This is a genomic window from Rossellomorea marisflavi (assembly GCF_009806575.1).
GTDB lineage: Bacteria > Bacillota > Bacilli > Bacillales > Bacillaceae_B > Rossellomorea > Rossellomorea marisflavi_A.
In genome coordinates this window covers 854,063-876,626 of the sequence record NZ_CP047095.1, presented here as the reverse complement: position 1 = coordinate 876,626, position 22,564 = coordinate 854,063, and the positions used below count along the sequence as shown (strand labels likewise).

The following is a 22,564-nucleotide window of genomic DNA, read 5'->3' as shown; positions in this document are numbered from 1 at the left end:
TTAGTTAAGTAGGATTTTTCAGATACTACTAATTTACATCAATTACTTGTATTCCTTTAACCTGAGCACAGTTATTAATCTCTTTGATTAAGTTGTTTCTATAAACTGATATTGCTCCGTTTATTTCTCTTTCACCATCTGCATCTATATATTCCGGAAATAAAATAAAATTTGTTTGATCCATTTTTTTTATAATATATTCATTTCCTTCAAATTCTCCACATCTGATATGATATGAAGTTATAAACGACATTATATCTTCATATAACTCCTGTGTATTGATTTCTGCCTGCAAAAATCCTTCTAAAACATCCATAATAATCTCACCTTTCTATTTTATTGGATAAGCTGATAACATAACTTCATCTTCAGATAATAAAACTTTAATAAGTTTTCTCCCCATGTTCCTATAGTTTTTCCAGCGTCAATTATTACTGAATAACTCTGTTTTCCCATTTTAGTTAATCCAAATATTAAATCAATACTCCATGATGGTACTACCTTCATGATTTCTAAATTTCAAACTGGTCTCATTCATGTTGTTCCTACTTCACCAAAAACAAAAGCACCTGTTGCCTAAAAGGTAACCAAGTGCTTAATTGTTTACTTTTCTTCAAATTTTTTCATTCTCTCTATTAACTTTAAATTTAGCTGTTCTTTATTTTGACTTACATATTTATATTCAAAATATTCAATTCTAGCTGCCGGACCAAATTCACTTTCATGCCAATTTGTATAATCAAAATGTACATTTAGTTTTCCCAATGCATTAAGTAATAATGTCACTGAAAACCAAGGTTCTTGGTCATTATCAATAAAAACCTGTTGCAGTTTAACTGTTAGTTCAAACAATTTATGCATCTCTTCATCATGGACACTCTCATCTATAGGATATATATCTGGGATATCATGAGAATAAACTGGTTCATTACTGTCAATAGGGGTAAAAAAGAAGAATACCCCCCCTTCTTTATCCTTCACTTCTCCATTGAAATAAAAGTCGCTCCATTCAATTGGAATTAAATCGTTAACTTGCTGAGCTATCTGTTTATATAATTCATTTAGTTCATTTTCAAAACTCATATTCTCAACCTCCTGATTTATTTTGTATCACTAACCTTACTTTTCGTTGTCCTTCAATTTGATATTTTATAGTAAATGAATCTGGTCGCATTGAGTTACTTGAATAAATTGGTTTAATATTAACGGAGACTTTCTTAGGAGGCACCTCTTTTAATGCATTTGCCCATTCTGTCTCCATATTATACCAAACTCCACCTCTCCTATTAATCTGACTATTTTGTGGTACTAGATTATCTATATCAGCAGGGCCATTAAATTGAGCTCCTATTAAATGACCACCATCATCATCTGATAATCTATCTTTATCTCCTACATTCGCTTGTGCATATTTATTTCTATCAGCCTTTTTTAATATAAGTTCAGGAGCCTCAACATTGACTATACGCCCAAGTTCATCGGTAGTATATTTATAATCATCTTTTGTTACATACTTTGCATTTGGAAGTAACTGTTTTTTTCCGTTTTTACCTTTTATTATATGTTTTCCGAAATCAATTTCTTTAATTTCTTTTATAATACTATCTTTAACTGTACCCTTAGTGCCTATCTTACTATCCCCAGAAATCCCAGTAAACCTTACGCTCCCATTCTCATTCATCACTAGCTTCTCAAACGTAGAATAAGCCTCTAAATTAACAGCTTTTGAAACTGGTCCTGATACCACTTTTTGATACGTTTTCTCCATTTTGGTGCTAAACTTTTCCGAATTCAAGACATTTTTTGACTTTCCAATCGTATCATTAATTTTTCCTGAGTACGTGTTTACTTCCTTTGCCTTTTTACCGATTTCCGAAGAATGCAGTTGACGATTGGCGTCCTTCGATAAATCAAAGAAGTTTTTAATTCCGTCGTGGGCAGCAGCCTTTATTGCAGTCGTGTTCATGACATTGTAGGGAATGTTTTGCTTGGTCCCTTTTTTACTAGCATTACTGATCCTTCCTGCCTTGCTTACTGTACCGACTTTCTCTGTACCTTTCACTCCATAAATAGAGGCAGCAATATAGACTCCAGAATAGGAAATAAACCTCACTCTGCTTCTCTGGTCTCCATGGATGAATTCTTCCTCAAAGGATTGCTTCACATCATTCCACAGATATTTAATTGTCTCGTCCAGATGGATGACTGCGTTAAACATACCCTGGGCAAACCCAAACGGATCAGAGACCATGTAATAAAGAGTATCAACGAGGTCAATAACGATATCAGTGAGTGCCAATAGACCACCCTCCAGAATGGCAGCACTATCCGCTGGATTATGAGGGTTGATCTTAAATTCACTGAGCTCTGATGCAATATCTTCTACTTTTTTACTCTTAAACTCCTTTGTAGGTAATAAAACTGGGTTGAAATCCATTTTTTTGAAAACCGGACTTAGCTGCATGATATGTTTCTCCAAGGCATCGACCTGCCCTTGAAGTGATGAGAGTGAAGCGGTTTGAGCATGGTCGAACTCATACAGCTTTTCAATGCTTTGGTCGATTTCCTTCTCAGCTTTGACCACATATTGCACGCAGTTTTCGTCCTCAATCTTTGGAAGCGTGACGATGTCGGATACACTTCGTATCGTATTGTTGGCATCACTTGTGAGTTGTTCGGTTGTTTGCTTCGCGAGGCGAAGACCTGCTTCCAATTCATTTTCCAAGAATCCTTCATTCATAAACCCATCAGGTGCTGGCTCCAGGTTCTGAAGTGCGTCATTCATTTGCTTAATGACGGATTGGTAGTCGGATAGAAATGTCTGATACTGTTCAATTAGGGGAAGGTGCTTACTGCGGTAAAAATCCCGGATGGCGTTTCCACCTTTTCCCTTGATTGCCTCCTCTAGATCTGTCACGCCCTGTATGGTCTTCTCGATCTGCTTCACCTGTTTTTTCTGAGAAGATAAGGTTTCCTCTATTTCTGTTATTCCCTTTTGAAAGCCGTCTACGTCTAGTATTTTCATAGAGTCCCCCCTTATCGGCCCATGGAGATCATGGAATGGAGGCTTTGATCGGTATCTTCCATGTCTTCAACTGATTGTTTCGATGTTTGCTGGTTGTCCAGTAGGAGTTCTTGGTAGGTCTCGAGCATTTTCTGGCATTGCGCATTGAGCTCGTTCAGCTTGTTGATGACTTCAAGCTTATTCTCTCCGCCAATCTCTTTCGGAAATGATGTGTCCCAGGAATCGACTGACTGACGTAACTTTGACAGTGCTGCTTCCGCCTCTTCATAGTGAATCTTAATCTCCGTACCCATGTGATCGGTCCTTTCTATCTGAATCTAGTTACCCACTCTATTCATCCAATTAAATTCCAATTTGTTCAATATCGTACCATCAATACCAGTTATATACCACTAATAACCAGACTTTTAACAAAAATGGGTATTTTATTACGGTTCATTGGTCTTGTGTTTGGTATTTACTTAGGAATCTGGCACAGAAGGCAAAAAAAAAGAAGCATGGAGACCGTCTCCACGCTTCTAGTTATTTGATGATTTTTCATCAGCCTTCACGCAATCAATCGCTACCACCAGGGCAATCATGACTTTCTCCATGTTTTCCTTGTGTACGTTCACCCTGTAGCTGTCTCCCCAGGAAAACCACTCCTTGGCTACATCTCCTACGACTTCGCCGTGTTCGAGGACCTGGAAATTCATATCCCACCAGTTTCCCCTCACTTCGATCCCTGCAGCATCAATTGTGTAGCGATGTTTAAAGAAGGAAAGCTCTTTCTTGATCGTTAAGACCTCTTTACCATCTACCTCGACAAAAAACGTTGGCAGAAAGCTCAGCATCTTCTTCGTAATCAAGGCTACTTCTTCCCTACCAACATCCATAATGGAGAACGTCTTCGGAAACCGCATGAAGCTGCCCTCCACATAATACCGATCCCGCTCGTCTTGGTCCTTCACCGTGAACTTCTCGCCTATACTAAAAACCTTCTGCTTCATATACAGCTGACTCATGCTATCTTCCTCCATCCTATGTGCTACTAGTTTATACGAATGATTGCCCAGGTTGGTTTCATTTGTGGCATGGGGACAGTTCCGGTGCGTCAAAAGAGTGGCGCATGGGGACCGCCCCCATACGCCACTACTTATTACGTCAGACTCTCAGATAGTTCCGTGAAGATGACTCCGAGGGCATAGGCACCGGCATCAGGGTGACCCAGGCTGCGTTCGCCGACGGTTCCGGCGCGTCCCATCCGGGCGACGATGTCCTTGGTTTTCTCGGCTCCCTCTACTGCGGCCGCTGCTCCTTTTTCAAACGCCGCTTTGACGTCGTCTCCGTTTGATGCGCTGTCCGACCAGGCGTCCGCACAGGGGACGAGGGCGTCGATGAGGGTTTTGTCGCCCACATCCGCTCCCCTTCCGAAGGATCGCTCGCCTGTATCCTGGATGCCCTTCACCGCCGCCTGCAGCATATCGGCGAATTCTGACACGGTCAGTTCGGTTCGGTCACCGGCTGATTTCCCTGCTGCGCGGAAGGCGGATCCCCAGATTGGACCGGACGCCCCGCCGCAGTATTCCATGATGACCATGGAGCTTGCGTCGAGGAAGCTTCCGATGGTGAGTGGGTCTTGGTCCAAGATCGATTTCCACTCCCGTTTCAGCTGCTTGAAGCCCTTCGAGACGCTCATGCCGAAATCCCCGTCCCCAGCGTGGGAATCGAGCTCACAGAATGGTACTTCATTCCGAATGATGACGTCGCTCATCTTGTCCACGAGGTAGATCATGTTCTGGAGGGATACCTTTTTATCCTTGATCTCCGCATGCTCAACCGCTGTTTCCACCTCGAAGGATATAGGAGTCGATTCTTCCTCTTCCCCGAAATCGATGTACTCGACCCCTGGCACCGGTCCGTCCACCCTGAACGCTGGAGCCAAGCTTTCACTCGACAGCAGCGTGCGCAGTTCATCATCGAGTTTCATGAAGGTCAGGGACACGCCCGCCATATCGATGCTCGTCATATAGTTGCCGACGAAGGCACGGTTGATTGCGATCTTTTTCTCCGAAAGGATGCGGGTGACAGAGTTATTGAATAGATAGAGTTCCTGCAGGGGAGTGGCTCCAAAGCCATTCACCATGACGGCAAGCTCGGTTGAGTCGCCATCAAGCTTCATGTCTTTCAGTAGATCATCCACCATGCGCTCTGCCAGCTCATCGGCGGATGCGACCTTTTCACGACGCGTACCGGGTTCACCATGGATGCCGACGCCGTACTCGATTTCATCATCGGCGAGCTTGAACGTAGGCGATCCGCTCGCCGGCACCGTGCAGGAGGTCAGGGCGAATCCGATGCTGCGGACGCTCTTCGCCGCCTTCTCCGACACGGCCTTCACTTCCTGGAGACTCCTGCCTTCCTCAGCCGCCGCACCGGCGATTTTATGTACGAACACGGTTCCGGCAACACCCCGGCGTCCCACCGTATACAGGCTGTCTTCCACCGCGATATCATCGTCGACCTTGACGTATTCCACCTCGATGCCGTCCTCTGAGGCCAGGTGGGCAGCGTTCTTGAAGTTCATGATATCCCCGCTGTAGTTCTTGATGATGAGCAGGGCACCCTTCTTCCCGGCCGTCGCCTTGATCGCCTGATACACCTGGATCTGCGAAGGCGAGGCAAACACGTCACCGCACACGGCCGCATCCAACATCCCTTTCCCCACAAGACCCGCATGGGCCGGCTCATGTCCGCTACCACCGCCGCTGATCAACGTGACCTTCTCTTCATTCAGTTCCTTCTTCTTCATCACCTTGTACTTCTTCATGAACTCAAGCTCCGGATGAGCAAGCGCCATCCCCTTGCACATCTCCACCACCAAGTCCTCAGGCTTATTCAACACCTTCTTCACATCCAACGCCTCCTTGAGATTGTCGTTGGGTAAATTATCTCACTGGGTGGATTAAAATGAAAGCGTAACGCATGGCGGATAGGGGCGGTTCCTGCTCACCAAAAAAGTGACGCATGGGAACCGTCCCCATGCGTCATCTGGTTTTCCCTCTCGCCATGAAATCGCCTGGAGAGGTGGAGAAATACTTTTTGAATACGGTACTGAAGTGTTTGTAGTCTGAGAATCCTACATCATTTGCGATCTCATAGATGCGGTAGTTCTCGGTTTGCAGGAGAGAGATGGCCTTCATGATCCGGTAGCGGTTTAGGTAATCCATGATGGTCAGGTTCGTTTCCTTCTTAAAGACTCGGCTGAGGTAACTCGTGCTGACACTCAATGATTCCGAGATATCTTCGTTGGACAGTTTCTCTTGGTAATGTTCCTTGATGAATGACACACACTGGGTTACATATTGGTTCGAATGATGGCTCAGATCCTTATCGAGCAATTCTTGGTAATAGGAGATCGTTTGGGTTTTCTGTTTATCCTTCTGCTGGTCTATCATTTTCTTTGTTAATTTTTGAAAAGTCTCATGCAGGATTCGATCATCTACAGGCTTCAAGATATAGTCATAGACCCCCAGACGGATCCCCTTCTGTGCGTATGAGAAGTCACTGTAGCTCGTGAGGATCAATTTCTCACATTCATGGAAACCTGCCGCTTCTTCAAGCATCTGGATACCATCCATGACTGGCATCTTGATATCGGTCAACACGATGTCCGGCTTGACTTCCTTGATTTTCTTTAGCCCTTCTGCCCCATTACTCGCCTCCCCTACGATGGTGATACCGAGACTGGTCCAGTCAATGGTGTAGATCAAACCCTGCCGTATAATACGTTCATCTTCCACAATGACTAATGTCAGCATCGTTACTCTTCCTCTCTAAAAGGAATGGTGATCAATAGAAGGCTTCCTTTGTTCTCTTCACTAAATACTCTCACTCCATACGATCGTCCATATTTCAATTGGATTCGTCTGTGCACATTGTAGATCCCGATATGGTTGGAGGGATTTTGAGTAGTGTGTAACAAGTCTCTGATTTCCTGTAACCGGGACTGCGAGAATCCACTTCCTGTATCTGATATCATGATCACGAGCTTATCCCCTATTCTGGATGCCTTGATCTTGATCAGCAGATGATCGACATGATCAATGCCATATTTCACTGCATTCTCCACCAAGGGCTGCATAATCAACTTCGGTATCGGAGTGGTTCCCAGTTCTTCCGGTATCTCCACGGAGAAATTCAATCGTTCTTCAAATCTTGCCTTCTGGATATTGAGGTAATCGTAAATATACTTGATATCATCCTTCAACGGGCTGTCCTGATCCGTATTATCGATTGAGTAGCGAAGGATCGAGGATAACTTTAATAGAAGCTCCTCGGCAGATGAAGGATTCATGCGGATCATAAATTTGATGTTTTCCAGCGTGTTGAAGAGGAAATGCGGATTGAATTGCATCTGAAGCTGCTTGATCTCGGCCTCCGTCTTCCGAATGTGGATTTCTTTATTCTCTGAAAGAAGAAGGTTCTTGGAAAGGATCATGTCATGAAGATAATAATTGATCGTTTCAAATTCATCTTCTTCCTCCAGTTGGTGATAGCCTTTATACCTTCCTTCATTGACGTCCTGAATCGTCGAAAGGAGAGTATCGATGGACTTCGTTTTCTTCCGGGCGATGCTAATGGCAAAGAGCCTCGTGATGATCACCATCAGACCACAAATGACGAATAGGCCAAGGAATCCGAAAAAGAACCCCTTTTGTAACAGTCCTTCATAGCGGATAGAGTGAACAATGAATTCATCCTTCACAATGGATGAGGAAACGGTATGATACCCCTTCTTGGATAGCACACCGATCTTGCCATTATCCAGGATCAGGGATCGTTTCGATGAGAATAGCTGGTTGCCGAAGGGATCGGTAATGACGATATCTGTATAATTCATATTCTCATAGAATCGCCTCAACTGATTGGACTGCAGATCAAAGATGATGAATCCGCTTACCTTATTGCCATCGTAGATTGGTGCCGTCATCTTTAAGAAGGTGAAATCTGCCGCATGATTATCCTTTTCATTATAAAAGGTAATGTCTCTATTCTGATTCTTATTGACCTTTGTCAGATACTTATCATAATAAATCTGTGCCGTGTTATCCTTATAGGCATTCGTTAAAAGAATATTCCCTTCTACATCGACAATATAAAAGTTACTCTTCAGTTGGTGATCGGTGACCACTTGATAGAGTTCCTTGTAAATGTCGTTATGCACGTCATTCGTCTGGAACACCCGGGACAGCCTGGGATCTTCTTGAAGGGCTTGAATCTCTTTTTTGTACGACGTGATTTCACTCGACAAAAACGAAGATAATTCCTTGTTTTGACTGGTAAGTTCCCGATCGCTGATTTCATTGATAATCATGAAGAATAGTTGAAAGAAAACTCCCGTTACGAGAATCGTAGGGATAATCGCAAACAGGAGCAGGGACCGGCTTAGTTTCTCACGATACAGTTTGTTAATCGTTGTGTTTCCTATCATGATGATCACACCAACTTATTGGAAGCATTGTATCTCTTATTATAAGAGTCCCTCTACAACCTGACTACACTTTCATTCTTAAAAAAGCCCGATCGTCAAACGAATCTTTCCCTTTCTCTAGCCCTTTTGTGTTTGGCTTCAGAAAATAGCATAGGGGATCGTTCTTGAGTAAGTGAGAGAGGGCCGCTTCGGTTTGGGCAAGGTCTTCCTTCAGGACGGGATACCCGTCACTTGCCAAGATCACGTCTTTTGCCTCTTTCACATTGATCACTTTCACCTGATCCCGAATGACCGGGAAGCCATCGATGACGGTGTAGGCCAGTGGTGAATCCGTTTGGTTGTTCTGGTGATGGTACTGCTGTCGTAGAAACGGCTGGATGTGCAGGGTGCTGAGATCTTTTTCATACAAGTCCCCGACGTTTCTCGTTTCCAGATAGCTCCTGAGAATGGTGATCCTCATATCTGTCATCAATTGATCTACGAGCTTTTCATTCGTGGTCACCACCCCGTCGATGGAACACTGACAGTCCCCGACGAACCACACTTCCTTGCGATGGTCGCTGTACAGGATGATATTGGCCCCCATGCGCTTATGGGGATGGCTGCTGACATCTTCGAGAATGTGATGTTCCCGGTAGTAATCCGCGATACAGTCCGTCAGAGCCGTAACGGCATCATGGCAAGATATATCCCGATCGAAGCGCCCGATGCACTCGGATAGCCGCTCAGTACAGATCAGGGCAGGGGATACTCCGGAATAAAGACTCTTATCCTGGGGTGTCATGCCATCGATCACCGCCGCAAAACCGGGCACAGTCACAATACGGTCTTCGTTATCTTCTTCCCGCCCTGTCTTGGCGTGGGTGTAGGATTCCACTACAGTGTATGTCATTCTCTTCCGCCTCTCTAAATACTGATTTCCTTGGTCTTATTGAATGTAAAGAAGATGATCAACGTGATGATCGTCGTGACCGTCAAGATCGTGGATAATGCGGCGGCCGTCCCGTAACTTGCCCGGATGACCTCGGAGTAGATGGCCACAGACATCGTCCTTGTACTTCCCGTGAAGAGGATAATCGAGGAACTCAGTTCGTTGATGACGGTGATCCAACTGAGAAGTGCACCGGCAAGCACCCCCGGCATCATCAATTTCGCCGTTACATTCAGGAAGGTACGAAGTTGCGAATAGCCGAGACTGATTGATGCTTCCTCGAGACTTGGACTCAGCTGATAGATGATGGCCGCACTCGAACGCATCGTATACGGCAACCGCCTGATTACATACGAGATGATCATGATGGCTGCTCCACCACTCAGCAACAATGGTTCGTCATTGAACGCAACCAATAAGGTGATCCCAAGAACCGACCCCGGAATGATGTATGGGAACATCGCAATTGTATCGAGAAGGGATGTGAAGAAATTCTTCCGTCGCACGGAAACATAGGCAATCAACATCCCAAGGATAATGATGATGATGATGGCAATCAGTCCGTACACGAACGTATTCATGATGGAATCTCCCATACGATCCATCACGGTGATATAGCTGTCCAGTGAAAATCCAGGGACAAAGATCGATCCCTGCGTCTTCAAGAATGACGTGTAGATGACCGTGATTTGAGGAATGATGGCGATGGCAATCGTTACATAGATGAAGAGATGTGCCACTACATTCCTGAACCCTTTTACTTTCACAGGTTTGATAGGGCGCAACGAGCTCATTTCAAACGACTTCTTGTTCACAATGTATTTTTGACCGATGAAGATGATGGCGGTAATGATGATCATGATGGTACTGAGCGCCGCGGCAAATGACGCATTGCCTCCGACTTCGCTGATAAACTCAGAGTAGATCAGGACCGGCATCGTGGAGAAGCCTTCGCCGATCAGCATCGGTGTACCGAAATCAGCGAGTGCATTCATGAATACAAGGAGAGACCCTGCAAGAATCGTTGGCAAAATCAGCGGTAGGATGAGCGTATAGACTTTTTTCATCCCGGTCGTCCCTAGACTTTCAGCTGCCTCGATCAGGGACGAATCCATTTTCTTCAATGCCCCTGATACATACAGATAGATGAATGGAAACAGCTTGAAGGTGAAGACGATCAGAATGCCCGCAAACCCATAAATACTCGGGGTTTGAATATTAAAATGTTCCTTGAAGAACGTCGACACGACCCCGCTTCTCCCCAACAGGAGGATCCATGAATACGCCCCGATAAACGGTGGGGACAGGACGGAGATGATGATGAGGATTTCAAGAATCCCTTTCCCCTTGATTTTCATCGTCGTCATCAGATAGGCAAGGGGTACTCCAAGCAGGACGGCGAAGATCGTGACCAGAATGGTAATGGAGAAACTGTTGAAGAGCGATTCATAGTAGTACTTCTTTTCAAAGAATGTTTGATAGTTGGCCCACGTGAAGCTGTCTGAGCCCGGACTTTTGAAACTATTGATGATCAAAGATGATAATGGATAGACGAGGAACAGGACGAAGATCGCCAAACAGAGAATGATCATAATGTTCCAGAAGTCGAGTTTGAATCTAGGGAATCGCTTATTCATATTTCACAACCCCTTCAATCAGACTGTGCTCCCCGTCCTCTGTGAAGACATTGATCTTGTTCACCAACAGCTGGAGCTTGACCGTCTGGTTCACTTCAAAGAAGTGCTTAGATGTGTTGGTATCCTGACTGAGTTCCACCTTGCTTCCATCTGGAAGCTGAATCTCATAGTGAATATATTTTCCGAGGAAGTTCCGGAATGTAACCATCCCATCAATCCCTTCCTCTGATTCTGAAATGATGAATTCCTCAGGACGGACGGCAACCGTCACCGCCGCTCCGTCCTTCGCCTCACTCTTGAGATTCGTCATCTCGAACGTGAATCCATCAGCCAAGGTAATTAGGGTTTTCCCACCTTGGTGTGACACCTTCCCGCTGAATAAGTTCGAGTGTCCGATGAACGTAGCCACGAACTGATTGGCCGGACGAAGATAGATATCTGTGGGAGAACCGACCTGCTGGATCTCACCGTGATTCATGACGGCAATCCGATCGGAAATGGCGAGTGCCTCCTCTTGGTCATGGGTAACGTATACCGTCGTGATGCCAATCTTCTTCTGAATCTCGTTGATAGCACGGCGCATATCAATTCTCAATTTGGCATCCAAGTTGGACAGGGGCTCATCCATGAGCAGAACCTTCGGATGAATGACGATTGCACGGGCGAGTGCCACCCTTTGCTGCTGCCCTCCGGAAAGTCGTGCCGGAAGCCGGTCCTGATATTGGGTGATCTGAACCGTCTCCAGGATTTCCTCCAGCCGTCTGGATTTTTCATCTTTCGGAAGCTTCCGTGCGTTCAGCCCATACTTTATATTATCCTTCACCGTCATATGCGGGAAGATGGCGTAGCTTTGGAACACCATTCCAATGTCCCGCTTATTGACCGGGATCTCATTGATCACCTGTTCGTTAAACGAGATCTCTCCCCCATCTACACTGTGGAACCCTGCAATCATCCTGAGTAGCGTGGTTTTCCCACAACCTGAAGGACCCAGCAGTGTAAACAGTTCTCCTTCCTTGATATCCAATGAAAGCCCATCAATGACCGTTGTATCTCCGTACTTCTTGGTTACATCATTAAACGTGATTTGAGTCGGCATGTCTCATTCCCCCTGGTTTAAAAAGGACCGCCTCCTCTTCGTGAGGGAGGCGGCCTATGCATCTTAATTGCTTGTAAAGATGTCCTTGTATTTGCTCAGCAATTCCTCTTTATTATCATTGGACCATTCTTCATCGTCCTTGATGACTTTCACATCGTTTAAGTCTTTCATTCCTGAGTTGGGATCGATTTCGATCCCCTTCAAGACCGAACGACGGTTCAATTCAGACGTGATTTTCTGTTGCACTTCTTTTCCCGTTACATAGTCCACAAATTTCTTGGCATTCTCCAAGTTGTTGGCATCCTTGATGATGGCCATTCCATCAGCTTTCGCAATCGTTCCTTCTTCAGGATAGACGACTTCCACAGGTGCCCCATTTTTCACATAGTTCAGTGCTGCTTCTTCAAACGTCAGTCCAACCGTATACTCACCATCTGCTACCCCTTTGTACACTGCGGACGAACCACTTAATAGCTTCCCATCGAGATTTTTCACAAAGTCAGACACATAGTCCCAGCCGTCATCCGGTACACCTTCACCCATTGCATATAGCTGGTTGATCAGGTGCTCGAATGAAGATGAAGATTTGGAAGGATCCGCATTCGCAATCGTCCCTTTTAGTTCTTTGTTCAAGAGGTCTTGATAGCCTTCCACCTTCACATCACCGATCAGGTTCGTATTCACCATGATGACACTTGGAACAACAGAGAAACGTGTAATATATCCATCCGTATTCTTATAGGAATCAATGACATCCTCTTCATTAGAAGACTCATATTTCTCAAACAAGTCTTTCTTGGAGCTCAACGTAGAGATTGAACCTCCCCAGAGGACATCCGATAATGGGTTCTTACTTTCTGACTCAACACGCTTCAATAGTTCACCAGATCCAGCCGAGATCAACTCTACTTTGATACCGGTTTCATTTTCAAAGTCTTTAACAAGAGGCTCTGTGAATTCGAGCGGATGAGGTGAATACACCGTCAATTCCTTGGAGTCGCCTCCGGTCTTCTTGTCCCCTGACGAACATGCGGCAAGTGTAAGCGTTAACATAATAAGGCATAAAAATAAACTAGTGCGTTTTTTCAATTCCTTCACTCCCTTAACTGATCTTATCTCTACTTTAAACCTATCCCTACCCACCCACAATCCGAAATCCAACCCAGAATATCCGGAAAAATGAACACATAGGGACGGTTTCGTTGCGTCAAAAAAATGGTGCATGGGAATCGTCCCCATGCACCACTAAACCGGCTGACCAGCCAATGCTTCGATGATGTCACCTTTCAATCTCTCTTCTTTCCACTCGCTTTGGAAGACCTTCTCCACTTTCACAGTCCCGATGATATGGCGGATGTTTTCATCGGTTTGGATAAAGCGTTCGTTTTGTGTGTACAGTTCCCTGAACCATTCCCTTGCCTGAAGCTCTATGATATTCCTCTCAATTTTCTCTTCCGTCGGGTCGCCCTTCATGAAGCTGACCATCGACATGCAGAGATTGGCAAAGATCTCGATTATCAATTCTTCCCCTCATTCTCTTCAGCGTTATGATACAATCATTCTAATAAAAGAAAAAAATTCCTTTTTATATTTTCTGTCTCGACAAAGATGAACGACTCAAGGAGGTCTCTACATGACAACCCCCGCATACATAGAACTCGTATTCGAAAACGTCGAATCCATCATCCTGAAACCTGACCGATTTTTAAAGCTGGAGTTCGGTCCTCTGGTAAAAAACGATGACCGCCATACCCAATACGATCAGTTCTTTACGGATGAAGTGCTGATGCACATCTCCTATGAGGACGCATCGGAACTGTCCTACTCTCCGGCCAAATCCGATCATCCCCTTGGCGGCTACACGCAAAATCCTGACAGCAATCATGTGGCAGACCGCCCGAACATACTCGGCCGCCTTCTGCTTTATCCTGATCTCACTCACATCTATTACATAGACGAAAACGAGAATGAGATTTCATCCGTAATCGTTCCGTGGAGTGAGGAAGACGAGTATCAGAATGAGTATATGACGGTGACGACGGAGCCGGGGTATGTGGAGGTCAGGGTCCGGAAAGGGTAACGGGGGCAGAACCTTACCACACGAAGAAGCTTGGTACCTCCAAGACTTTTTGTGTGGTGATCTACCCAAACCAACGTCAATACCCCTTGGAATCAATAAAGAACCGGATCGTACGCCGATACGTCTTCCAGTCCTTGTATCGCTTTGAAAGCCGGGTTTCCAGTTCGTCATCGATCACTTGCTCTCCCCTGTAGATGCCCTCCCTCTCCATATTGATCAGCCGGCTTTCATACTGACCGACTGATATTTCCCGCAGTTTGCGTTATCCCTTTTTGAGTTGGTGCTTGTTCCTGAGATACTCCGTAAATTCCATTCGCCTTCTCCATTCTAGTAGTCTCTGTGCATTCCATATTATGTAATTATATGGTAACACATTCACAATCGATTGTGCTCCTATTTTTACCAAAGAGTAGAAAATGGAGGATGCTTTAGCAATCTCTACCCAACCGAATCTTCTCCCCCAGTTCCTCAAGCTCTTGCCAATAACGATATATCTCCCGTGCAAACATCCCGTCTCCCCCTTCAAGAGCCGTATATTCCCAGAACTCATCCAGCGCCGATTCGATCCGCTCCTGCAGTGCTTCGATTTCTTCCTCCCCGGCTTCGGAATCGTATAGATTCGTACAGGCAATGTACTCCCACCTTATCGCATCATAGTCATCAATGTACGGGTGATCCCTATCATCCGGAGAATTAGCAGCACCCTCAGAGCACTCATCCGAACAAAACGATATCCCCTCATTGTTCACGCGGAGGTACAGCCCGATCTCATTTTTACATACGATACAATTCGTCATGTCACACCTCTCCCTTCTGTCTTTACCATACATAGGGATCGTCAAAAATGTGACGAGGGCACGGACGCGTTTGATTTCATAAACTCAAGCCCCTTATAGCTAGTTAGTTATAAAACACAGGAAACGCTCCGATAAAACAATGAAGGAACCATCCGAATCTAGTAAAAAATGATCGCACCTCACACACCCTTGCAACCAAATAGACCACCACACACGACTATATAACGTAACAGAAAGGAGAACGCACATGGATATCGCATCATTAGTGAAAAAGGCCAAAAAAGGCGATGATGAATCGTTTGAACTGCTCATTGGTTCTGTCAGGGAAAAGCTGTACCGGACGGCATATGTATACGTCCGGAATGAACAGGACGCCCTGGACATCTATCAGGAGGCGATCTATACCGCTTTCACCTCCATCCACACGTTGAAGAAGCCCGAACAGTTTTCGAGCTGGATTACGAAGATCCTCGTTTTCAAGGCGATCGATTTCATCCGGAAGGAGTCACGCCATTTCACGACCGATGATGAAAATGTCTTTGCCGGGCTCCTCTCATCCGAGAATGCCGATTCGAGCCTGCATTCCATGGATCTCACGGAGGCCTTTACCTCGCTGAATCCGACGGCAAAAACGATTGTTCTACTGAGGTACTACCATGACCTGACCACGAAGGAGATTGCGGCGCTCATGAAGTCCCCGGAAGGAACGGTAAAGTCACATTTGAATCGTGCGAAAAAACAGCTGAGACCGATATTAAAGGAGGGCTATCTGTATGAATAAGGATCTATTCGAAAACATATCTGTACCCGTTGAGAAGCTTGTGGCAAGGGAAAAGGAAGCAATGCTGCAAGCGAAGCGAAAAAGGAACGTGAAAAAGACGACGATGCGCTCCCTCATGGTGGCGTGCGGCGTATGCCTCTCTCTACTCGGCTCGGGGTTTGTATCGACGGGCATGGCGGAAGCATTGTCGAGCATCCCTCTCCTCAGTCCGATCTATAAGGATTTCAGGGACATTGCATCGGATAAAATCGAACAGGATCACCTTGCCACCCCCATCGACAAACAGGACAGCCACAACGGGCTCACCATGACAGTAAAAGAAGCCGCTTATGACGGCAACCGCCTCATCGTCACGGTCGTGTACACCGGCGCAAAAGGCGTGACGCTGAAAGAAGAAAAAGCCGGGCGACAGGAAATCACCATCAACGGCCAGCCCATCAAACCGGCAATCGGCTCAACAGGGCAAGATGATATAAAGCCGAACACCATCATCGAGCACCACCAGTATACCCTCTCCAACTTGGATGAGTATGGTGATGCGATTGATATCGAAGTCCAAGGAGACAACCTATTTGGCTATGAGGGCCAGTGGAATGTGGCTTTCCCCCTTGAGAAAATAAAGCGTGACGTCACTGCCTTCTCCCCTGATGCCACTGCGAAAACCGACAACGGAATGTATGCAATCACTGCCGACAACGTGACCTTCTCTCCACTCTCAACCCGGATCGACCTCTCCGTCGACTATCCGAAGGAACTGGACGAAAACGACCGCTGGCCATGGTTCGAATACACCGTCGTCGACGACCAAGGCCGCGTCTACGATGGCATGAAGCTGCAAACCGGCATGGCCGAAGGGACGAAAGGCCATCATATGGTGCTGACGCTGCCTCCGATGGATGAAGTGCCAAGGTCTCTTACACTGAAGCCTAGTGAACAAAATCAGGGTGTGTATGGTAAGGAGTTGGATGAACTTGAACTGCTTATTCCTTTAAAGAATCTTAAGCCCCAAAACTAATAAAAGAACAAAGCCGGATTCCAATTTCAACGGAACCCGGCTTTCTGTCGTTCTTGCTGAATACCTCTGACCCAGATTGGAATCTTCTCCCTCTTTATCACCCATAAATGAAACTTCTCATTCATTCCCGACGTAAATAAAGCAAGGAGGCGATGATATGTTGTGGGGCACACTTGTTGGCTGTTTGTTTGCAAGCTTATTCCTATTCGGATCCGCCTATCTGATCTGGTACAAAAAAGACCTCACCTTCATCGCCGGATACGATGAAAAGAAGTTCAAGGGAGACAAGGACCGACTCGCCAGGGCCTACGGCATCTTCTGCTTGGCAAGCGGGATCCTGACTGTCATCCTCCCTTTTGCATTGGAATTCATCGGCTCTTATGCAGGAGCCCTATTCGGCATAAGGCTCACAATGGGGGTCGTTGTGTTAACGTTTTGTTCACAGTCATTGAATAAAAAAAGTAGTGGCTCCTAGTTTACTAGCAAATATTGCATTCCGAAGTAATCCATTTAATACTTATAGAGACATAAAAACAGAAGTCAATTGGAGGATACAGATGAAAACTAAGATTGTTCTAACCTTACTGATTGTAAGTGTAGGAGTAAACCTGTACATAGGGGGAAAATGGCTTTTGTTTGATCGCCCATACGAGCCGACCTCCGAAGAAGCAATCATTCTTGGGGAGATGGTTCAAAAGACAGTCGAAAGTGAAGAGTACAAGGATATAGCTAAAGCAGAAAAGGTCATCGCTATCGAGAGGGGGATTGACAAAAATAAAGGAGGCAGATTCCCCTACAATATGATGACTAGTGTGCGCACAGATAAGGAAACCCATCTATTCTCATGCAGTGATGATAAATGTACAAAAATGGAATTGATAGGAACAAGTTATTCCATCTACCAAGACGAAGAGCCGAGACTGCCACTCAAAAAGTAGATTGACTACCTCCCCCTTCACCACAAATTGAACGTTACTTACCCTGACCATCACAAGGAGGAACTGCCATTGAAATACCCATCAAAAGTAGACCTGTGGCTCGCCATCCTCATCTGGGGAAGCATGCTCGGCACCATCGGAATCGGCCTTTATGCTATGTTCTATGAATCTTCTTCCTTTTGGGAAGTGATTTTTCTACTACTCTCCTGCGTGCTGCTTCCCCTGTTTATATTATGGGGGTGCCTTACCACGTATTATCTGTTCAGCGATAACCATTTGATCATCCGATATGGTCCTTTCAAAAAGAGAATTCCATTAGACAGGATCACCTCCGTCAAGAAAACGAGCAATCCTTTATCAAGTCCTGCCCTTTCCCTCAAAAGGCTTGAGATTTCGTACAATACCTACGATATGGTGCTGATTTCACCCAAGGATCGGGATGGGTTCATCCAGGTCTTGTCCGAACGGTGTGAACAGCTTACTAGCTAAGGAGGGATACAGATGAATACGGAAGAGTTTTATATGCTTTGTCATTCCACTGATCTCTACAAAAGGGTGGAGCAGAAAAATAGCGACATCACCGGAGGCTACATCACACGTGACGAGATCAATCTCATAGAAGAATGGGAAGGAGTGGAGCGGGTGATGATCTCTGGCCTGAAGCAGGATACATTCGACTACTTCGTCCAACACCATGCCCACAAATTCAAGGCCATTCTATTCTGGAAAAATAAGCTCGTGGAGGACTGGTCCAGTCTTTCCACCCTGAAGGATGTGGAATTCATCGGGTATTTCCATAATCAGCGGATCACGAAGATGTGGGATATGACGGGGAATCACGCATTAAAAGGTCTTTCCATCAGCGACTTCACCAGACTTCATTCACTTGATGGGATCCAGAAAGCCCCTGCCCTGGAACGGCTCCACTTCGGTGATGCCGTCTGGCCAGCGAGTGTGCTGGATGACCTGAAGCCGCTGGAGGGCTCACGCTTGAAGGAATTCACCTTCTCAGGCAAGAAGATCAAAGATGAGGACATATCAGTGTTTACCACGATGCCAAATCTGGAAGTCATGAACTCACCGACCAACCACTACACAACGGAGCAGCTTGCGTGGCTGGTGGCCAAGCTCCCACACGTCGAAGGCTACGCGTTGAAGCCCTACATTCAATTAGAGAACCGCGATGAGAAAGACGTGCTGATCTGCGGGAAACGGAAGCCCTTCTTGTCATCCGGGAAAGATGCAGCAAAGATTCAGAAATATGCCGACAAGTTTGAAGAATTGGTCCGCCAGTATAAAGAAGAATAAGTCAAAAACGCATGTAGCGGCACTCCCTACATGCGTTTATTACGAAATTCAAGATACGTTCCCCGCTTCCCTCGTAACAAGGCCGATGACACTGGCTGTCAATACCACAGCCGTCCCAAGGGCCATCCCGATACCTGCGAATACATCATCCACCCACACGACACATCCCACGGTTGCCATGATCAGGATGGAGGATGGCATTTACCGAAACGACCCTGGCAGTATGGGAAACATTCCGTCAGTCCATCGCTCGATTGGCTCCATAAGACACAAAGAACATCAGGGGCGCAATCGAGATGAGCCATGCATACGACCCGATGATTCCGCTGATAAAATAACCGAAAAGAACGCTGAAAGCGACCAGTTTACCAATCTGATTCTTCTTCATCCATACCCTCCTATCCAGCAACACGTATCATCAGGGTAACATAGTGATGGTGTTTATTGGAAGAACCTTATAAAATGGGTAAAAGGGGATGAGGGAATGAAAAGGAGATGGATGTTTCTCATTGTGATCATGGTGCTCCTCCTATCTGGATGCCAACGTTCAGCAGAAAGGAAAAAAGCGCAGTATGATCCAGCCATCAAGCAAGTACTGGCCCTCGAAAAGGACCGGATTGCCGGAGAATTCCGTTTGAAAAGGGAGGACACGGGAATCGTTGTATATGGGAAGGGGCAGTACATCAGTCTCTTTTTTGAACCGGAGCCGGACGTGAGTGCAGAAGCGTTATATCAACGGAATGAACAAGGGAGCTATGACTATATTCCCGAAGAAGAGCGATATGACATCTTCGACCGAGATGAAAAGGTCTTTGAAAAAGATGATTATATAGAAAATCTGGGCATCAAATAGCATGAACCCCCATCCTCTAAGCGAAGATGGGGGTTTCCTCTATTCTAAAACATTCATATTACGTCCCCACAACCCCATCCACTTCATCACGGATCTCCCCAACAATCTCTGTCAGGATATCCTCCATGGTCACAAGGCCGACCGGCTTGCCGGTGCTGTCAGTGACGACGGCCATGTGGGTGCGGGATTGCTGCATCTTGAGGAATACTTCCTTGATCGATGCGGTCTGTTTGAAGCGCGGGATGTCGTGGATGTAGTCCTTGATATCCCCTTTTCGTCCGGCGGCGATGGCAGTCATCATTTCCTTCGTGTTGATGAAGCCGATGAACTGGCCGGCGTCGCCTTTGGTGCGGTCGTGGACCGGGTAGCGCGTGTATTCGTGACGGTCGATGACGGTGATCATGCTGTCGAGGGATTGATGCCTCTCGAGGGTGATCATGCGGCTCGCCGGGATCATGATGTCCTTCAGCTCGCGCTCGTCAAAAGCGAAGATGTTCTTCAGGTAGTCGAGCTCCGTCCGGTTGATCGCGCCGCCTTCAAAGCTCTGGGCGACGATGAGCTTGAGCTCTTCCTCGGAGTGGGCCGTGTCATGCCCCGACGGCCGGACGCCGAATGTTCTCAGGAGAACGCGTGCCGAGCCGTTCAACACCTTGATGAACGGGCTCGTGACCTTGCCGAACCAATACAGGGGCGGTGCCAGGAGAAGTGTCATCTTCTCCGCGTACTGGATGGCGAGGGTCTTCGGTGCGAGCTCGCCGATCACGACGTGAAGTAGCGAAACGACCGATAGTGCGATGGCGTACGAGAGCACGGTGATCATGGCGGCCGGGACGTTCAGTTCGACGAACACCGGCTCGAGGATCTTCTGGACCGTCGGCTCACCGAGGGCCCCGAGTACGAGGGCCGTGATGGTGATCCCGAGCTGACAGGCGGACAGATAATAATCCAGCCCTTCCACGACTTTCTTCGCGATCTTCGCTTTCTTGTTGCCTTCGGCGATGAGCTGGTCGATCCTCGACATCCTCACTTTCAGGATGGCGAATTCCGCGCCGACGAAGAAGGCCGTCAATCCGATGAATACAACGATCAAAATTAAGTTAAGTGTGATCATACCGTCCAATTAGCTCCCCCTTCCTGAGGGGTTCACCTCCAGTGAATTCATGAGGGGATGGGAATCATCATGTTCTCTTTCCCCTTTATCCGGTTGAAACAGGATTTGCTTGATTTGGTAATTATCGAGCTCTGCCACCGTCCAGGCGTGAGTGCCCTGGGTGATGCGCTGCCCTTCCTCCAGTCCGTCAAAGCTCTGGGACTGGATCCAGCCGGCGATGGTGTCGATGTCCTCCCTGCCTTCGAACTCGAGTCCAAAGCGGTCTTCGAGATCATCAAGGAGCACGCGACCGTTGATGAGGTAATCGTCTTCCCCGCTCTTGCGGATGTCCGCCACCTCGTCTGCATCGAACTCATCGCGGATTTCCCCGACAAGCTCTTCCAGGACGTCTTCCATCGTGAGGATCCCGGCGGTTCCGCCGTATTCGTCCATGACGACGGTCATATGGATGCGATCCTTCTGCATCCGCTTGAAGATTTCCTGGATACGTGTGACTTCCACCACATGGGGCACGTCGCGGATGAAGTCTTCAAGGACGATCTCCCGCCCGGCCACGATGTGGTTGAGCAGTTTTTTCGCATTCACGATTCCGAGGATCTTATCTTTATCGCCGTTTTCCACGACGGGATAACGCGTGTAGTTATGCTCATCCATGAGGGCGATGATGTCCGCCGGCTCCATGTTCTGGTCGATCGTGATGAGATCGGTCCTCGGCACCATGATATCCTTGGCCACCCGTTCATCGAAGGAGAACACGTTCTCCATATACTTCAATTCGGTCTGGTCGATCTCACCGCCCTGGAAGCTCTGGGCCATGATGATCTTCAGCTCTTCCTCCGAGTACACCTGCTCATGATTCGCTGCCGGCACCCCGAACATCTTCAGGAACAACCGGGACGTGCCGTTCAGCACCTGGATGAACGGATACATCACCTTTCCGAACCAGTAGAGCGGCGAAGCGAGAAGCATGGTCGCCTTCTCCGAGAACTCGATGGCAAGGGTCTTCGGTGCCATCTCCCCGATCACCACGTGCAGATACGTGACGACGGCGAGGGAAATCCCGTATGAGATGACGGATGCGACTCCGTCCGATACGCTGAGCCAGTTGAATACCGGCCCCATCAGTTCTTTGACGAACGGCTTCGAGAATGCCCCGAGGCCGAGTGCCGTCACCGTGATCCCGAGCTGACACGCTGAGAGATAATAATCGAGATCCTGCACGACCTTCTTCGCGATGACCGCCTTCTTATTCCCCTCGGCGATCAGCTGGTCGATCCTCGACGAACGGATCTTCACCACCGCGAACTCCGCTCCCACGAAGAACGCCGTCAATCCAAGCAATACAAGTAACAACACGATATTTGATATGATATATATGTCCAATTCATCCCCCTGATGAGGGATTCACCTCCACAAAATGATGTCTGTTAGCGCATCATCATGTCCGGTCCATGGAGTGTGAAGCAGGACGTACCGCTTTTCCCCGGAGCCGATCATGATGAACGCCTATCCTAGT

28 protein-coding genes are annotated in these 22,564 nt (G+C 46.9%); 8 read left to right on the top strand and 20 right to left on the bottom strand.

Annotated elements, in window-relative coordinates; all coding sequences use genetic code 11:
• Nucleotides 1-28 precede the first annotated feature (28 nt).
• The 14 genes from D5E69_RS04695 to D5E69_RS04630 all read right to left on the bottom strand — a co-directional run bounded on the left by D5E69_RS04695 (nt 29) and on the right by D5E69_RS04630 (nt 13,656).
• Nucleotides 29-316 (bottom strand): hypothetical protein, encoded by a 288-nt coding sequence (locus tag D5E69_RS04695; protein WP_159129309.1) that lies wholly within the window; start codon nt 314-316, stop codon nt 29-31.
• A gap of 20 nt (nt 317-336) precedes the next feature.
• Nucleotides 337-507, bottom strand: coding sequence for a hypothetical protein (locus D5E69_RS04690; protein ID WP_159129308.1), 171 nt, complete (start codon nt 505-507; stop codon nt 337-339).
• A 96-nt stretch (nt 508-603) separates the two neighbouring features.
• A complete protein-coding gene (locus tag D5E69_RS04685) occupies nt 604-1,083 on the bottom strand; it encodes an immunity protein YezG family protein (protein ID WP_048016394.1) in 480 nt (159 codons plus the stop codon).
• Between the two features lie 4 nt (nt 1,084-1,087).
• Nucleotides 1,088-3,025 (bottom strand): T7SS effector LXG polymorphic toxin, encoded by a 1,938-nt coding sequence (locus tag D5E69_RS04680; protein ID WP_159129307.1) that lies wholly within the window; start codon nt 3,023-3,025, stop codon nt 1,088-1,090.
• Nucleotides 3,026-3,036: 11 nt separating this feature from the next.
• On the bottom strand, nt 3,037-3,318 hold the full coding sequence (locus D5E69_RS04675; RefSeq protein WP_159129306.1) for a YwqI/YxiC family protein: 282 nt from the start codon (nt 3,316-3,318) through the stop codon (nt 3,037-3,039).
• A gap of 225 nt (nt 3,319-3,543) precedes the next feature.
• On the bottom strand, nt 3,544-4,029 hold the full coding sequence (locus D5E69_RS04670) for an LURP-one-related/scramblase family protein (protein WP_048005466.1): 486 nt from the start codon (nt 4,027-4,029) through the stop codon (nt 3,544-3,546).
• A gap of 134 nt (nt 4,030-4,163) precedes the next feature.
• A complete protein-coding gene (dhaK, locus tag D5E69_RS04665) occupies nt 4,164-5,918 on the bottom strand; it encodes a dihydroxyacetone kinase subunit DhaK (RefSeq protein WP_159129305.1) in 1,755 nt (584 codons plus the stop codon).
• Nucleotides 5,919-6,051: 133 nt separating this feature from the next.
• Nucleotides 6,052-6,825, bottom strand: coding sequence for a response regulator transcription factor (locus tag D5E69_RS04660; protein ID WP_048013803.1), 774 nt, complete (start codon nt 6,823-6,825; stop codon nt 6,052-6,054).
• A gap of 2 nt (nt 6,826-6,827) precedes the next feature.
• Complete coding sequence (locus D5E69_RS04655; protein WP_159129304.1) at nt 6,828-8,498, bottom strand: sensor histidine kinase; 1,671 nt, start codon at nt 8,496-8,498, stop codon at nt 6,828-6,830.
• 64 nt (nt 8,499-8,562) lie between these two features.
• Nucleotides 8,563-9,390, bottom strand: a complete 828-nt coding sequence (locus D5E69_RS04650) for a hypothetical protein (RefSeq protein WP_159129303.1) — start codon at nt 9,388-9,390, stop codon at nt 8,563-8,565.
• Nucleotides 9,391-9,404: 14 nt separating this feature from the next.
• A complete protein-coding gene (locus tag D5E69_RS04645; RefSeq protein WP_159129302.1) occupies nt 9,405-11,066 on the bottom strand; it encodes an ABC transporter permease in 1,662 nt (553 codons plus the stop codon).
• Nucleotides 11,059-12,165, bottom strand: a complete 1,107-nt coding sequence (locus D5E69_RS04640; protein ID WP_159129301.1) for an ABC transporter ATP-binding protein — start codon at nt 12,163-12,165, stop codon at nt 11,059-11,061. The genes D5E69_RS04645 and D5E69_RS04640 overlap by 8 nt, the downstream gene beginning before the upstream one ends.
• A 63-nt stretch (nt 12,166-12,228) precedes the next feature.
• Nucleotides 12,229-13,218 carry an ABC transporter substrate-binding protein gene (locus tag D5E69_RS04635; protein WP_159129300.1) on the bottom strand — a complete coding sequence of 330 codons (990 nt, stop codon included), beginning with the start codon at nt 13,216-13,218 and terminating at the stop codon, nt 12,229-12,231.
• A 192-nt stretch (nt 13,219-13,410) separates the two neighbouring features.
• Nucleotides 13,411-13,656 carry a hypothetical protein gene (locus tag D5E69_RS04630; RefSeq protein WP_187427161.1) on the bottom strand — a complete coding sequence of 82 codons (246 nt, stop codon included), beginning with the start codon at nt 13,654-13,656 and terminating at the stop codon, nt 13,411-13,413.
• A gap of 142 nt (nt 13,657-13,798) precedes the next feature.
• On the opposite strand from D5E69_RS04630, the gene D5E69_RS04625 reads away from it, so the two are divergent.
• Entirely contained in the window at nt 13,799-14,245 is a 447-nt protein-coding gene (locus D5E69_RS04625; RefSeq protein WP_159129299.1) for a hypothetical protein, read from the top strand.
• Between the two features lie 76 nt (nt 14,246-14,321).
• Here the strand turns inward: D5E69_RS04625 and D5E69_RS23790 are convergent, their stop codons facing one another.
• Both D5E69_RS23790 and D5E69_RS04620 read right to left on the bottom strand, forming a co-directional pair.
• Nucleotides 14,322-14,456, bottom strand: coding sequence for a hypothetical protein (locus D5E69_RS23790; RefSeq protein ID WP_269430706.1), 135 nt, complete (start codon nt 14,454-14,456; stop codon nt 14,322-14,324).
• 217 nt (nt 14,457-14,673) lie between these two features.
• On the bottom strand, nt 14,674-15,042 hold the full coding sequence (locus D5E69_RS04620) for a hypothetical protein (RefSeq protein ID WP_159129298.1): 369 nt from the start codon (nt 15,040-15,042) through the stop codon (nt 14,674-14,676).
• A gap of 247 nt (nt 15,043-15,289) precedes the next feature.
• Here D5E69_RS04620 and D5E69_RS04615 point away from each other — a divergent pair, with 247 nt between their 5' ends.
• The 6 genes from D5E69_RS04615 to D5E69_RS04590 all read left to right on the top strand — a co-directional run bounded on the left by D5E69_RS04615 (nt 15,290) and on the right by D5E69_RS04590 (nt 19,084).
• Entirely contained in the window at nt 15,290-15,823 is a 534-nt protein-coding gene (locus D5E69_RS04615) for a sigma-70 family RNA polymerase sigma factor (protein ID WP_159129297.1), read from the top strand.
• A complete protein-coding gene (locus D5E69_RS04610; protein ID WP_159129296.1) occupies nt 15,816-16,838 on the top strand; it encodes a DUF4179 domain-containing protein in 1,023 nt (340 codons plus the stop codon). Before D5E69_RS04615 ends, D5E69_RS04610 begins: the two co-directional genes overlap by 8 nt.
• A 157-nt stretch (nt 16,839-16,995) precedes the next feature.
• The gene (locus D5E69_RS04605) at nt 16,996-17,313 is read left to right on the top strand and encodes a DUF3784 domain-containing protein (RefSeq protein ID WP_063190944.1); all 318 of its coding nucleotides are present in this window, start codon (nt 16,996-16,998) and stop codon (nt 17,311-17,313) included.
• Between the two features lie 82 nt (nt 17,314-17,395).
• On the top strand, nt 17,396-17,776 hold the full coding sequence (locus tag D5E69_RS04600; RefSeq protein ID WP_048015372.1) for a hypothetical protein: 381 nt from the start codon (nt 17,396-17,398) through the stop codon (nt 17,774-17,776).
• Between the two features lie 69 nt (nt 17,777-17,845).
• Nucleotides 17,846-18,265, top strand: a complete 420-nt coding sequence (locus D5E69_RS04595; RefSeq protein WP_159129295.1) for a PH domain-containing protein — start codon at nt 17,846-17,848, stop codon at nt 18,263-18,265.
• 12 nt (nt 18,266-18,277) lie between these two features.
• The gene (locus tag D5E69_RS04590) at nt 18,278-19,084 is read left to right on the top strand and encodes a hypothetical protein (protein WP_159129294.1); all 807 of its coding nucleotides are present in this window, start codon (nt 18,278-18,280) and stop codon (nt 19,082-19,084) included.
• 48 nt (nt 19,085-19,132) lie between these two features.
• Here D5E69_RS04590 and D5E69_RS04585 read toward each other — a convergent pair whose 3' ends face one another.
• Together D5E69_RS04585 and D5E69_RS04580 are read right to left on the bottom strand one after the other, a co-directional pair.
• A complete protein-coding gene (locus tag D5E69_RS04585; protein ID WP_159129293.1) occupies nt 19,133-19,285 on the bottom strand; it encodes a hypothetical protein in 153 nt (50 codons plus the stop codon).
• A 37-nt stretch (nt 19,286-19,322) separates the two neighbouring features.
• Complete coding sequence (locus tag D5E69_RS04580) at nt 19,323-19,472, bottom strand: hypothetical protein (RefSeq protein WP_159129292.1); 150 nt, start codon at nt 19,470-19,472, stop codon at nt 19,323-19,325.
• Nucleotides 19,473-19,568: 96 nt separating this feature from the next.
• Here D5E69_RS04580 and D5E69_RS04575 point away from each other — a divergent pair, with 96 nt between their 5' ends.
• A complete protein-coding gene (locus D5E69_RS04575; RefSeq protein ID WP_159129291.1) occupies nt 19,569-19,937 on the top strand; it encodes a hypothetical protein in 369 nt (122 codons plus the stop codon).
• Nucleotides 19,938-19,995: 58 nt separating this feature from the next.
• Here D5E69_RS04575 and D5E69_RS04570 read toward each other — a convergent pair whose 3' ends face one another.
• Complete coding sequence (locus D5E69_RS04570) at nt 19,996-21,057, bottom strand: hemolysin family protein (protein WP_159129290.1); 1,062 nt, start codon at nt 21,055-21,057, stop codon at nt 19,996-19,998.
• Nucleotides 21,058-22,431: a hemolysin family protein gene (locus D5E69_RS04565; RefSeq protein WP_159129289.1), complete on the bottom strand. Its 1,374-nt coding sequence runs from the start codon at nt 22,429-22,431 to the stop codon at nt 21,058-21,060.
• Between the last annotated feature and the right edge of the window lie 133 nt (nt 22,432-22,564).